Source organism: Limnobaculum allomyrinae (assembly GCF_016649425.1).
Lineage (GTDB): Bacteria > Pseudomonadota > Gammaproteobacteria > Enterobacterales > Enterobacteriaceae > Limnobaculum > Limnobaculum allomyrinae.
Genome location: NZ_JADRCR010000001.1, coordinates 565,432 through 578,939, shown reverse-complemented (window position 1 = coordinate 578,939; position 13,508 = coordinate 565,432). Strand labels below are relative to the sequence as shown.

The 13,508-nt window shown below is 45.8% G+C and carries 15 protein-coding genes; 10 read left to right on the top strand and 5 right to left on the bottom strand.

Features of this window, described 5'->3' with window-relative positions; genetic code table 11:
* Position 1: 1 nt before the first annotated feature.
* Entirely contained in the window at positions 2-1,441 is a 1,440-nt protein-coding gene (locus tag I2494_RS02655) for an FGGY family carbohydrate kinase (RefSeq protein WP_218465542.1), read from the bottom strand.
* A 245-nt stretch (positions 1,442-1,686) separates the two neighbouring features.
* Between I2494_RS02655 and I2494_RS02650 the strand changes: the two genes are divergently transcribed.
* From I2494_RS02650 to I2494_RS02635, 4 genes are all read left to right on the top strand, one after another.
* Positions 1,687-3,087 (top strand): NAD(P)/FAD-dependent oxidoreductase, encoded by a 1,401-nt coding sequence (locus I2494_RS02650; RefSeq protein WP_218465543.1) that lies wholly within the window; start codon positions 1,687-1,689, stop codon positions 3,085-3,087.
* The gene (locus I2494_RS02645; protein ID WP_218465544.1) at positions 3,084-4,298 is read left to right on the top strand and encodes an NAD(P)/FAD-dependent oxidoreductase; all 1,215 of its coding nucleotides are present in this window, start codon (positions 3,084-3,086) and stop codon (positions 4,296-4,298) included. The genes I2494_RS02650 and I2494_RS02645 overlap by 4 nt, the downstream gene beginning before the upstream one ends.
* 42 nt (positions 4,299-4,340) lie before the next feature.
* Complete coding sequence (locus tag I2494_RS02640; protein WP_218465545.1) at positions 4,341-5,129, top strand: DeoR/GlpR family DNA-binding transcription regulator; 789 nt, start codon at positions 4,341-4,343, stop codon at positions 5,127-5,129.
* Positions 5,130-5,268: 139 nt separating this feature from the next.
* On the top strand, positions 5,269-5,619 hold the full coding sequence (locus tag I2494_RS02635; RefSeq protein WP_218465546.1) for a DUF1937 family protein: 351 nt from the start codon (positions 5,269-5,271) through the stop codon (positions 5,617-5,619).
* 58 nt (positions 5,620-5,677) lie between these two features.
* Here the strand turns inward: I2494_RS02635 and I2494_RS02630 are convergent, their stop codons facing one another.
* The 4 genes from I2494_RS02630 to I2494_RS02615 form a co-directional block, all read right to left on the bottom strand.
* The gene (locus I2494_RS02630; protein WP_218465547.1) at positions 5,678-6,145 is read right to left on the bottom strand and encodes a (R)-mandelonitrile lyase; all 468 of its coding nucleotides are present in this window, start codon (positions 6,143-6,145) and stop codon (positions 5,678-5,680) included.
* A 37-nt stretch (positions 6,146-6,182) separates the two neighbouring features.
* Positions 6,183-6,599 carry a carboxymuconolactone decarboxylase family protein gene (locus I2494_RS02625; RefSeq protein WP_218465548.1) on the bottom strand — a complete coding sequence of 139 codons (417 nt, stop codon included), beginning with the start codon at positions 6,597-6,599 and terminating at the stop codon, positions 6,183-6,185.
* 131 nt (positions 6,600-6,730) lie between these two features.
* Complete coding sequence (locus tag I2494_RS02620) at positions 6,731-8,110, bottom strand: heavy metal sensor histidine kinase (RefSeq protein ID WP_218465549.1); 1,380 nt, start codon at positions 8,108-8,110, stop codon at positions 6,731-6,733.
* An 11-nt stretch (positions 8,111-8,121) separates the two neighbouring features.
* Positions 8,122-8,814, bottom strand: a complete 693-nt coding sequence (locus I2494_RS02615; RefSeq protein ID WP_218465550.1) for a heavy metal response regulator transcription factor — start codon at positions 8,812-8,814, stop codon at positions 8,122-8,124.
* Here I2494_RS02615 and I2494_RS02610 point away from each other — a divergent pair.
* The 6 genes from I2494_RS02610 to I2494_RS02585 all read left to right on the top strand — a co-directional run bounded on the left by I2494_RS02610 (position 8,813) and on the right by I2494_RS02585 (position 13,482).
* Positions 8,813-9,085: a hypothetical protein gene (locus tag I2494_RS02610; RefSeq protein ID WP_218466047.1), complete on the top strand. Its 273-nt coding sequence runs from the start codon at positions 8,813-8,815 to the stop codon at positions 9,083-9,085. The two genes, I2494_RS02615 and I2494_RS02610, sit on opposite strands and share 2 nt — an antisense overlap.
* A 1-nt stretch (position 9,086) precedes the next feature.
* Entirely contained in the window at positions 9,087-10,130 is a 1,044-nt protein-coding gene (locus tag I2494_RS02605; protein WP_407657852.1) for an alpha/beta hydrolase, read from the top strand.
* A 113-nt stretch (positions 10,131-10,243) separates the two neighbouring features.
* Positions 10,244-10,888, top strand: a complete 645-nt coding sequence (locus I2494_RS02600; RefSeq protein WP_218465552.1) for a flavodoxin — start codon at positions 10,244-10,246, stop codon at positions 10,886-10,888.
* 10 nt (positions 10,889-10,898) lie between these two features.
* Positions 10,899-11,573, top strand: coding sequence for a DUF4405 domain-containing protein (locus tag I2494_RS02595; protein ID WP_218465553.1), 675 nt, complete (start codon positions 10,899-10,901; stop codon positions 11,571-11,573).
* Between the two features lie 122 nt (positions 11,574-11,695).
* The gene (locus I2494_RS02590) at positions 11,696-12,748 is read left to right on the top strand and encodes an ABC transporter substrate-binding protein (RefSeq protein WP_218465554.1); all 1,053 of its coding nucleotides are present in this window, start codon (positions 11,696-11,698) and stop codon (positions 12,746-12,748) included.
* Positions 12,748-13,482 (top strand): substrate-binding domain-containing protein, encoded by a 735-nt coding sequence (locus I2494_RS02585; RefSeq protein WP_218465555.1) that lies wholly within the window; start codon positions 12,748-12,750, stop codon positions 13,480-13,482. Before I2494_RS02590 ends, I2494_RS02585 begins: the two co-directional genes overlap by 1 nt.
* Positions 13,483-13,508 lie beyond the last annotated feature (26 nt).

Sequence of the window (13,508 nt, the reverse complement as noted above, 5' to 3'; positions counted from 1 at the left end):
ATTAACTGCGTAAGTTGCGTGAACGGGCAATAATGTCTTGATACTTTTCCATTACGCCGGACATGGAACTGCGGTTTGGTTTAGTAATTTGGGCATCTTGTTTAAAGCTAATAGGGCGTTCGATTCCCAATCCTTTTCGTGCCAGCATGGCGGCTCCCAGTGCCGTGACTTCACGGTTTGCAGGGGCAACAATGTTTTTTTGAATCAGATTGGCGAGGAACTGTTTGAAATATTGGTTAGAAGACAGGCCACCATCAACAGAGATGGCGTCACCCAGTGGAGAAAGCTTATCCATAGCGAGAATCACTTCTGCCGATCGCACCGCGATGCCTTCCAGTACCGATTGCAGAAGATCTTTTCTTTCGATATCCAACGATAATCCCGCCCAAAGACCAGCGGCAGAACGATCCCAGTATGGACAAGCCAGACCGGACAACGCCGGAACAAAAGCCAGCCCGCGAGATATTGCCGAATCGTTGCTGAAGTCGCTTAACTCATCAAAATCGTCAAGCAGGCCAATTTTTTTCACCCAATTGATAGCGGATGCGGCGTTATATACACCGCCATCCAGACCAAAAATTGGCTTTTGATCGGGAAACTTCCAACATAATGTAGGTAACAGTCCGGAGCCTTTGGTTTCTGCGATAGCCGTTCCGGTTAAGGATTGCAGGAAAGCACCGGTACCAAATGTGACTTTTGCATCTCCCTGATTCCGGCAGCCATGGCCATAGGTTCCGGCAAACTGATCGACAATGACGGCGGTAACCGGGGTAATGTGCCCATCCAAATTAATGCTGCCAAAGTCACCTACCGTATCGCGAATTTCCGGTAGGCAGTGCATAGGAACGCCGAATATTTCGCATAGTTCAGGATCCCAGGTGAGGGTGTGGATATTGAACAGCGAAGTACGGGATGCGGCATTATAGTCAGTGCAGTAAATGCCACATAAACGGTCAAGAAAGAAGGCATCCATGGTACCGATACGCAACTTTCCTTTATCTGCCAGCTGCTTAACACCGACGATATTCTCAATAATCCAGTTCATCTTGCTGGCGGAAAAATAGGGATCGAGTGGCAACCCGGATTTTTGTTGTACTAAGGGTTCCAGCCCCTGATCTTTCATGTGTTGAATACGCTTTTCCGTGCGCATGTCCTGCCAGATGATGGCGTTATACAGTGGTTTTTTGCTATCTGCATGCCAGGCGACAATACTTTCTCCCTGATGGCAGATCCCAAGAGCATCGACCACTTCACAGCCAGACAGACACTTCATCATGTTTGCCAGAATTTCTTCCGGATCGTGTTCAACCCAACCACTGTTTAAGGTGATTTGCTTATGTGGAATGCTCATGGGGGAGTGAGACCGGCCATTTTCATCAAAAACTACGATTCTGGTTCCGGTCGTTCCCTGATCGATGGCGGCATAACGTTGGTTAAGCATTGTTCACTTCCCTAAATATTATTGTTGTAAATTGGAGTGTTTTTTTGATTATCTCGATCAAACGGAAATAAAATCCACAAAAATATCACATTATGTTTCTCATATGTGACAAACATCACAACAAATTAACATTGTGGCATTGTTTTTGTTATTGGTGGTTATTGATGTTGTTTGTGATGTTGATACTGTGGATTTGATGTGGTTTTATGTATTCAGGAAACAAAATTTATCGGGATTACCTGAAGATGAAAAAGCAAAATGACCAGATTTGGGATGTGATCGTCATTGGTGGCGGCGTAGTGGGCTGTGCCGTTCACCGTAAGTTCGCTTTGATGGGCGCTAAAACGCTGCTGCTGGAAAGGGGGGGCGATATACTCTCTGGTGCCAGTAAAGCCAACAGCGCTTTGTTACATACGGGATTTGATGCACCACCAGAAAGTCTGGAATTGGCCTGTATTCAAAATGGCTACCGTGAATTCATGGATATCAAAGACAAAATGAATTTACCGTTGCTGCAAACCGGTGCGTTGGTTGTCGCCTGGAGCGATGAGCAATTGGCTAAACTACCGGGTATTGTTGAACAGGCCCATCGCAATGGTGTGATGGATGTTGAACTGATTGATAAAGAGGAAGTCTATCGGCGTGAGCCCAAGCTGGCAGCCGGAGCTCTGGCTGCGGTAAGTGTACCGGGGGAAGCGGTGATGGATCCGTGGAGTTCCCCATTAGCCTACCTGACTCAGGCGGTGAAACATGGTGCGAGTTACCAATTCCACTGCGAAGTGGAAAGTGGGGCGCTGGAACAAGGAATGTGGGTTTTACAAACCAAAAAAGGTGAGTTTCGTGCCCGTTTAGTGATTAACTGTGCCGGTATTAATGGAGATATTGTTGAAAGTATCTGCCATCCATCACCTTTTCAAATTAAGCCCAGAAAAGGTCAGTTCCTTATTTATGATAAAGCGGCAGCGGAAGACATCAACGCGATTATTCTGCCGGTACCAACTGCAATCACTAAAGGCGTTTTGCTAACCAAAACCATTTTTGGCAATTTACTGCTGGGGCCAACGGCAGAAGAACAGGACGACCGCTGGAAAGCGGAAGTGAAAGAAGAGGTGTTGGAAGACCTGATTCGGCAGGGCAGCAAAATGTTGCCCAGCTTGCATAACTATACGGTAACTGCCACCTATGCAGGATTGCGCCCGGCAACAGAAGAGAAACACTATCGTATTGCTGACTACCCGGAAAAACAGTGGATCTGCGTGGGCGGTATTCGTTCTACCGGGCTGACTTCTGCCTTAGGTGTTGCTCAGCATATTGCCAGTCTGTATTTGCAGAATTTTTCTCCACTGTTTGAATTCAATCCACCTCAAGAGATTATCTGGCCACAAATGCCGGTACTGTCTGAATATCATCAACGTGATTATCAACATGAGCATAATGGCGGCATCGTTTGTCACTGTGAGTTGGTAACCCGACGAGAAATTGAAGCCGTATTTGATTCTGATATCCCGCCGGAATGCCTTGGCGGATTACGTAGACGTACCCGAGCCATGATGGGGCGCTGCAATGGATTTTTCTGCAGTAATAAAGTGGCAGAAATTATTAACGATCGCTTTGAGAACACACTGGCTGTGGAGGTGCTGAAATGAGACTGAATTATGATGCGATCATTATTGGTTCTGGCCCTTCCGGTATTGCTGCTGCTACCGAGCTAAAACAGCAAGGAATTAATAATATTGTGGTTCTGGAACGCGAATCGCAGGCCGGTGGCGTCCCCCGACACTGCCAACATCCCACCTTTGGTTTATTAAGCTTTAAACGTCCGATGAAAGGCGGGGCATTTGTACAAAAGATTCTGGCATTAAGCGCCGGTGTACCGGTAATGACCAATACCACGGTGGTAGAAATTCGCCCAGAAGGAAAGTTGCTGGTCTCCTGTGATAAGGGACTGGTTGAGATGCAGGCTAAGCGGGTATTGATTGCTACCGGCGCACGCGAAACGCCGCGTCATCCGCGTTTGGTCTCCGGGTTACGACCTCAGGGGGTGTTGACGACCGGAGCACTACAGCAGTTTATTTACCTTAACCGCCAGAAACCTTGCCGGAATCCGGTGATTATCGGCAGTGAGATTGTTAGCTTTTCTGCTATCTGGACGTTGCGTAATGCAGGTATTAAAGCCAAAGCGATGATTGAATCTCAGCCACGTATAACGGCCAATCGCCCCTTGAGTTTGTTCCCTGCACTGATGGGAGTACCACTGCATTTAAATAGCAAGTTGGTTGAGATTGGTGGATTAAATCGGGTGGAGTACGTGGTGATTGAGCGTAATGGCCAAAATGAACGCATTGAGTGTGATGCGGTTATCTTCACCGGGGAGTTCACGGGTGAAAATACCCTGATTAGAAAGAGTCATCTCGACTTTATTGCCAATACTGGTTGTCCGGTGGTGGATACGAATGGGCGCTGTTCTGATGCGGCTTACTATGCGTTAGGTAATATGCTGCATCCTGCCGATATGGGAGACCAGTGCTATCTGGAGGGAAAAGTGATTGGGGAGGTAGTTGCCAGAGATCTGCATAAAGAAAATGAATCGGCGAGTCATCGCATTACTATCCAACATGATAACCACATTTTGTTTACTGCACCGGGCTGTGTGGACAAAACGGCAGCCAATAGTCAGTTTGATCTGAATATTCGGGTGAAACAGGCGATTAGTGGACAGGTCACGGTAAAAGCAGGCAGTACCATTTTGTATCAGGGAAATCACCGCTGTATGCCAGGGCGTCGAGTCATGTTGAAAAATGTGAATGCAGAATTGATACCGCTAAATGCTACAGAAATCAGCGTGAGTATCGTATAGTTGAGTGAAAGTTAACTACTTAATAATAGGGTATAAAAATATATGGCTGAAGGACGTTCATCTAATTTCCGGCATCAAACGATTCTGGAACAGTTATCCTCTAACGGTCAGGTATTTGTTCACGATTTAGCTGAGTATTTTAATGTTGCACAGGAAACCATCCGTCGTGATCTGACTAAGCTGGAGTCGCAAAAGTTACTGAAAAAAGTTCACGGTGGTGCGGTGAATATCCAGTCTAAATTTGAGCGAAACTTTTCTGAACGGGCTAAGGTGGCTATTGATGAAAAGAAAGCCATTGCAGTAAAAGCGGCGGGGGTGATTAAGTCTGGCGATACGCTGTTTATTGATTTTGGTTCAACCACGGTTGAATTCAGTCAAAGTGTGAAGATGATTAATAACCTGACAGTGATTACTAATTCACCAGTGATTGCCAGCATCATGCAAGAGAATCCAACCATAGAGACCATCTTAATCGGTGGTCAGTTTATTGGATCTCAATATGCCTGTCTGGGGGCGATTGCCCTGAGAAATATCAGCGAGCTATTTGCCGACTACGCAGTTATTGGGGTGGGTGCCATCGATGCACATCGTGGCATCATGGATCAGAATGTCGACGAAGCTGCCGTAGCCAGAAAAATGCTGGAAAACAGCGATAAACTCATTGTGTTAGCGGATTCATCCAAAGTGAATAAGCATGCGATCAATCTGGTCACCGGTTGGGAGAATGTTGATATTTTAGTCACTACCAGTAAAGATTTTAAGATCGCGGATAAAAGTAATGCGGTTAGCACCAAAGTTATTCTGGCTAATACCACAAGTGATGCGGAATAGATAAATAGCATTTCGCATGAGTTAATTAAAATTTTGTATTCAATGTCAGGCCATTAATTCTATGGCCGGCATTTCCCTACGCCTGATTTAAGGCACTTAAAAATTATCTGATTGATTTATATAATGTAAAGGAAAAATAATGAAGCTCTATTTTATTGCCTGTCCTTATTCAGACCCAAATCCGGAAATTGTTGAACAACGTTTTAACCAGTGCACTGAAGTCGCGGCGAAATTGTCATTAGCCGGGTATGCGGTATATAGCCAAATTACCATGACCCATCCAATTAATGTGGTAGTAAGTGAGCAGGGCAAAAAGATTAGCTGGACGCCTATTGATGAAGCTTATATGGCACGCTGCGATGAATTGATTGTACTGACGTTACCCGGCTGGGATAAAAGCAGTGGCGTAGCGGGAGAAATTGAATATTTTCAATCCCGCGGCAGGCAAGTATGGACATATGATGAGTTCGCGCAGGAGTATGATATATAAGCCGCGGTCAGACAATGGGTTTAGAAGAATCCACGCCATGGCGTGGATTTTTAGGTTATTAGCGCGGGTATTGGCTATCGGTAACTTTTTCCATCCAGGTTACGCTACGTCCTTCCAGTGATTCTGATATGGCAATGTGAACCAGCGGTTGACTGGCTGATGCACCATGCCAGTGTTTAACGCCGGGTGGAATCCATACCACATCACCGGTTTTGATTTGCTGAGCTTCGTTGCCCCATTGCTGTACCCAGCCGGTTCCGGAAGAGACAATCAGTGTCTGGCCAAGTGGATGTGTATGCCAGGCGGTGCGGGCACCTGCATCAAAAGAGACAATACCACCGCCAATTCTGGCGGGAGAGCTTCGCTGAAAACGGGAGTCTACTTTTGCCGTACCGGTAAAATAATCAGCTGCGCCAATGGTAGTAGGTTGAGAACCTGCCGGGCTGACGATAACATTATTCTGCGTTGCCATAGCGGATACAGGTAATGACAGGGCGGCGAGAGCAAGGATAATGGCTTTTTTCATGACGGATTCCTTGGTGATGATCAGACTGAAAATGTGCTTATTTATTTTCTTTAAAAACATCTTTGGCTATTGAAATGGCGGTGACGGAATTTGGCCAGCCGGAATAGAATGCCAGTTGAGTGATGGTTTCAATTAACTCTTCCTGTGTTACCCCATTTTGGCGAGCAAGGCGAAGATGCGAACGTAACTGATCGGGGCGGTTCATCGCCACCAAAGCACTAACCGTAATCAGGCTTCGATCTCTTTTAGATAGCTGTGGGCGTTCCCAGATATCGGCATACAACACGTCATCAGTGAGTTGAGCCATTTTAGGGGCAATATCCCCCATGAGTTGCTGTGCACGGGAAGGGGCTTTATTTTGAGTCGCTGTATCCTGAGCGTGGGCATATACGGTGACTGAACTGGTAAATATTAAAGTGGTGCAGATTAAAGAACGTCTAATCATTTTTTTCATTGTTCATTTCCTTTGTTATCAGTGAAGTTAAATCTGGATATCAACGAAGATGAAACAATGTTACCGAATGACTGATGTCATCAGCCTGACAACCCACTGACATATTTGTCAGAAAGCATTTATTTATCAATTTAGTGAAGGTTAATTGCCAGCGTCAGCCCAAAAGTATTAACACCATGGTGGCTACGGGCAAATACATCGCCCTGATGCATTAATGCCACCGCCCGAACGATAGAAAGCCCCAGGCCATGATGGGTATTGCTACTGGTGCGTGATAAATCCACGCGATAAAAACGTTCAAACAGGCGAGTTAAATGCTCTGAAGCAATGGGCTCACCGATATTCGTGACCGCAACAGAAGCAAAACCCTCTTCCTGGTCGATAACTATTTTAACGGTGGTGTCTGGAAAAGCATGCCGGGCACTGTTTTCCAACAGGTTTGCCAGTGAACGATGAAACAGACGTTTATCGATACGGGCAATAACATCACCCTCTACCTGAATAGTAAGATTCTTCTCTGCAAAAGAGGGCTCTACATATTCTGTCGTTTTAATCGCCTCCTCACGTAAAGAGACTTCAGTTAATTGCGTAGCGTGTTCACCGGCCTGTGCATGAGACAGAAAAAGCATGTCATTGACGATCGACGTCATTCTTTCAAGCTCTTCCAGATTGGATTCCAGTAGATCTTCAAGTTGGTGAACCTCTCGTTTGCGTGACAGGCTTAATTGGGTTTGTCCAATAAGGTTAGTCAGTGGTGTTCTCAGTTCATGAGCCACATCCGCATTAAAGCTTTCTAATTGTTGCCATGCCACTTCCTGACGTTTAAGCACCCCATTAAATGCCATCGCCAGTTTTTGCAACTCATCCGGTAGGGTTGTGGTATCCAGACGTTGGCCTTGAGTTCCGGGCGCAAGCTGGTGTGCCTGTTCACTAAGATGATTAACCGGGCGCATCCCGATTCTGGCAATGGCATATCCCAGTAGCGTCACCAGAAAAACACCAAAAGCCGTAATGATAATCAGCATACGGGTAAATTCATTTAGTGTCCCCATATAGGGTGTGGAATCAATCGTCACCACATAGCGCAACGAGGGACGTTCACCGGCAGCAGGAATTTCTGTAATCAACAGAAACAGAGAGCAGGCATCTTCTGTGGCTCCGGCAACTTTACTGAATCCGTTATCCAAAGCAGCTAAATTAACGCCGGCCGGGGCGGGGCCACCCACCTGAAACTGCGCGTCATCACTGAGAACCCAATACTGAACGCGACCTCCCTCTGCTGCTGACAGATCGGCAAATTTAGTGGCCAGCGTTTGCCAGCCATCCAGTGTTGTTCTGGCTTGAATCCATGGTTCCATCAATGAATGACGGAACAACAGTTCATTATGCATTTGCCTTTGCAGTGAGTCGTGCAGAGAGCTTCTTAACAGAAGGCCAGAGGTGGAGACAATCAGAATGGAAGCTAAAGCAAACATCAATGCCAGTCGGCCAGAGATAGAACGTTTCATCATCAAAGTCTTCACTATTTTGCCGGGTGCTCCGGCCTGATTTCAAGAACGTACCCCATGCCACGTACGGTATGCAGTAATTTCACCGGATAAGGCATATCTATTTTTGCTCTTAAACGTTTAACCGCCACTTCGACCACATTGGCATCACTGTCAAAATTCATATCCCAAACCTGTTCGGCAATCATCATTTTTGACAGTATTTCGCCCTGATGTCGGGCCAGAAGGCTTAACAGAGCAAACTCTTTAGCGGTTAACTCCAGGCGATTTCCTGCCCGGGTAACACGTCGGGCCAGAAGGTCGAGATGTAAATCGTGAATTTGTAATTGAGTGACATCGGCTCCATCACTGGGGCGGCGTCTTAGCAGGGCTTGAATACGTGCAACTAACTCAATCAGAGAGAAGGGCTTAGGCAGATAATCATCGGCACCGTGACGTAACCCCTTAACGCGTTCATCTACTGAACCGCGAGCAGACAGCATTAATACCGGTGTTTGTTTACAGGCACGTAATCCTTCCAAAACACTGTAACCGTCTATGCCTGGCAACATCACATCCAACACAATGGCATCGTAGTCATACTCGAGTGCTAAATATAATCCATCTGTTCCGTTAGCGGCTACATCGACGGTAAATCCCAGTTCGCTGAGAGCCCGATTGATGTAAGAAGAGGTTTTTTCTTCATCCTCTATCAGAAGTAATCGCATGTTTTTCCCCTTTATTCTTCAGGGTGATAATACACCTGTTACCACTATCTTAACGGCTGATCGCCAACATGTAGCTGACATTTTCCTGACATTTTTGTCAGAAAACCTCGATTTTAAACTGACAGAAATGTTATCTGGCGGTCACGTTGATGTCAGCCAACCCCATTTAGACTACCTGAAAATCAATTCCCTTATTCAGCAACTGCAAGGGAGAGTCCGGAATATTAAATCGTTAATTCCCTATCAGGAGACCACTTCTAATGAAACATAACATGTTCAGAACCACGCTATTAGCTGCAATGATAACGATTTCATCTGGAGCAGCACTGGCAGCAGACTATAAGAAAAATCCCTTTACGCTAACGTATGACGGTGCAATTACTGACAATGTGAAAGGCAACGTCAATATTCATCCGGTTACCTATAAGCTTAATGGAATTGATATTGCTGCCAATGTGTATACCCCGGCGAACTATGATCCCGGTAAAACCTATCCAACGGTAGTGGTAGCTCATCCGAATGGTGGAGTAAAGGAGCAGGTGGCGGGTTTATATGCCCAACGGCTGGCAGAACAGGGATATATCTCGATTACCGCCGATGCCGCTTATCAGGGGGCCAGTGGTGGAACGCCGCGTAATGTCGATAAACCCGCTCATCGAATTGAAGATATCCATGGTATGGCCGATTTTATCAGTCAGTATGCCGGTGTTGATGTTGAACGTTTAGGCTTGCTGGGCATTTGTGGTGGCGGTGGTTATTCGCTAAAAGCGGCGCAAACGGATAAACGTTTTAGTGCCGTTGCCACTCTGAGCATGTTTGATTCAGGTCTGGTCAGACGTAATGGTTATGTTGACTCTCAACTCGATACCATCCAGCAGCGTTTAAAACAGGCTTCTGACGCTCGGGCACAAGAAGCAGCCGGCGGTGACGTTATCTATACCGGTGATGCCAAATTGACGGATGAACAGATCGCGCAATTACCGTTTGACCTGTACCGTCAGGGGTTTGAATATTATGGAAAAACACACGCACACCCCAATTCTACTTTCAGATATACCTTGAGCAGCCTGCTCGATTTAATGCGTTTTGATGCCAGCAGCAATATGGATTTAATCGACAAACCGCTGTTAATGATGGCGGGTAGTAAAGCTGATTCCCTGTATATGACACAAAACGCGTTTAGCCTGGCGACCAATGCAAAAGATAAAGAGCTGTTTTTGATCGATGGGGCAACCCATATTGAAACCTATTGGCAGCCGCAATATGTCAATCAGGCGATGGATAAGCTGAACCAGTTTTTTGCTAAAAATCTTTAACGGATAAAACCGTATATGACTTGTCTGTGCCTGGCAGTGATCGCCCCTGTATTAAGAGGATAAGTGTTTGCTGGCAGGCCAAGTTAAATCCTTTTTTACTATCGGGAAACGTCATGAAAAAAATCGTCATTCTTTTTTTGTCAGTGGCCTTCAGTAGCCTGAGTGCTATTGCAGAACCAATAAATCAGCACGGCTCCAAAACACTGATTGTCTATTTCTCTCAGCCAGAAGAGGTGAAGCTAGAGGGGATTGATGGCGTTTCCGGAGCCAGCATTTTAGAAAAAAATAGTCAGATATTGGGCAGTACACAATATCTCGCTCAGGTTATTCAACGTTATACGGGGGGAGAATTATTTCGAATTGAAACCGTTATCCCGTATCCAACACAGCACGAGCCATTACTACGCTACGCGGAACAAGAACTGCGAGATAACCGACACCCCGAATTGAAAGCTAAAATTGATAATCTTGCTGATTACGACAGGATTTTTATTGGCTATCCCATATGGTGGTACAAGATGCCAATGCCAGTGTATAGCTTTTTACAACAGCACGACCTGAGTGGCAAAACCCTCATTCCTTTTACCTCACATGGAGGTAGCCGTTTCTCTGATTCTCTTCGTGAAATTAAACGCCTGCAACCTGATGTTCAATTAATCACTCAGGGGCTGGCTATTTCCAGAGATGATGTGGCAGATGACAGCACCGTAACCAGAGTCAGTGACTGGTTGAATCAATTGGCTAACATGCAGCAATAACGGACTTGAGATGAGAAAAAAATATCAGTGTCAGGTTATGTTGGATGTGGTCATGGTTTCAATTCTACTTTCATTAATGGGATTTCATCTATGGAGTGAATATGTCCACGAATGGCTTGGTGCGGTATTTTTTTTAATGGTGGTATTACATGTGAGTTTGAATATTCACTGGATACAAACCCTATTTCAGGGAGAGTACTCTGCTTTTCGCATCCTGAAACTGGCGATAAATTTTCTTCTGATGCTACTGTTTTTATCTGCGGTGATGAGTGGTGTCATGCTTTCGCGACATATACTTCCCAATTTCATTATGCATAATTCATCTGATTTGGTCCGAAAGATACATATGACCAGTGTACATTGGGGATTCGTCGTTATCGCTTTACACTTTGGCGTTTACTGGAAAATGCTGGCTAATTTCTTCTGCAAAATCTGGCACATTTCACCTGACTCTGTCTCGGTCAGGCGTGTGCTTCCGGCACTTTTAGGCATGGTTTCCGGTTATGGTTTTTATGCTTTTATTCAACGAGGGATATTGCCCTATCTACTACTTCAGGTCGATTTTGCCTTTTTTGATTTTGAAGAGTCAACGCTTCTGGTTTACTGGGATTTTTTTGCCATCATGATTTTTGGGGCTTATCTGACCCGATTTTTGATATGGCTGATAATATTCAGACAACAGTAAGGTGTTCGGCACGGTCTGATAGTAAAAAAGAGACTGAGGTCTTCAAATGTTGAAGTGGCTCTTGTTATTCGGGATACCTTTCGATATATAATTATTTATATATCGAATAAAGAGGATTGCTAATGACATTTTTATCTCGCCGTCTGGTGCTTGCCTGTTTGACTCTGCTTATCTCTTTTTCTACTTTCGCCGATCGCCAGGTTACCGACCAGATTGGTCGTACGGTAACCATTCCTGACCAGGTTGACAGGGTAGTGGTTCTGCAACATCAAACATTGAATCTGCTGGTGCAAATGAATGCTACCGACAAGATTGTAGGCATTCTGGCCAACTGGAAACAGCAATTAGGTAACAATTATGCCAGTCTGGTTCCTGAACTAAACGGTAAAGCAACGCTGGGCGATTTAACCCATGTGGATGCAGAAAGCCTGGTGGCATTGAAGCCACAGGTAGTTTTTGTTACTAACTATGCCCCTCAGGAGATGATCGATAAAATCAGCGCATTGGGTATTCCGGTGCTGGCTATTTCATTGCGTCATGATAATCCGGGGGAACAGTCGAAAATCAACCCAACCATGGATGATGAAGAACAGGCTTATAATTTGGGATTGAGGGAAGGCATTGAGCTGATTGGTCATGTCATCAATAAGCCTGAAGAAGCCAAAGCACTGGTGGATGCTGCCTTTGCAGGCCGCCAAATTGTTACCGATCGTTTAAATTCACTGACAAAACAGCAGCGTGTACGTGCTTATATGGCCAATCCCGACTTGAGCACCTATGGTTCTGGTAAATATACCGGACTGATGATGAATCATGCGGGAGCACTGAATGTAGCAGCGGCCACGGTAAAAGGCTTTAAGCAAGTTTCATTGGAGCAAGTTATTGTCTGGAATCCCCAGGTGATTTTTGTTCAGGATCGTTACCCTAACGTGGTGGATGAAATTACTCATGATGCGAAATGGCAACCTATCGATGCGGTTAAAAATCACCGCGTGTGGCTGATGCCAGAATATGCGAAAGCCTGGGGTTACCCGATGCCGGAAGCTATCGGTTTAGGTGAGTTGTGGATGGCGAAAAAGCTCTATCCTGAAACGTTCAGCGATATTGATATGCGTAAAGAAGCGGATCGCTGGTATCAGCGTTTCTACCGTACTCATTATCAGGGTATTGATTGATGTTAAACGTGCTGGCTGCGGGCAGTTTGCGTCGAGTCTGGACTCCGCTGATGATGAAGTTTCAGGCTGAAACAGGTATGGCGGTGGAGACTCATTTTGGGCCAGCAGGTTTGCTGCGCCAGCGTATAGAAGCAGGTGAAAGCTGTGATCTCTTTGCGTCAGCCAGTGCCAATCATCCGGCGATACTGGCTGAGGCCGGACTTGCCTCAGGTTGTATACCTTTTGCCACTAACTGTTTGTGCTTAACCGTAGCGCGACGGGTTACTGTGGCGGGTGATGACTGGTTGTCATTGCTGAGTAATCCTCAATTACGCCTGGCGACCTCTACGCCGGGGTGTGATCCTTCCGGTGATTATGCCTGGCAACTGTTTGATAATCTGGAACGCTATCAGCCCGGTTTAGGTGAAAGCCTCAAAAACCGGGCGCTATGTTTGGTGGGGGGCGTAAATAGTGTTGCCATCCCACCGGGAGAGATGGCGGCCAGCTGGCTGATTCGTAGTGAGCAAGCCGAAATGTTTCTTGGCTATGCCAGCTATGCTTCAAGTTTGAGGCAACATACGGATATGTTGGTTTGCGATATTCCGGCAGAGATGAATGTAGTCGCTGATTACGTTTCTGCTATATGTAGTGAAATGGGGACGGCTCTTGGCGCATTTCTTCGTACCCCAACGGCAACGTATATTCTTAAAGAGTATGGGTTTGGTGTTGGACTCTCTTCTGGTTCAGATGGCTGAGTTTAATCAGGCTCTGTTTTTATTCT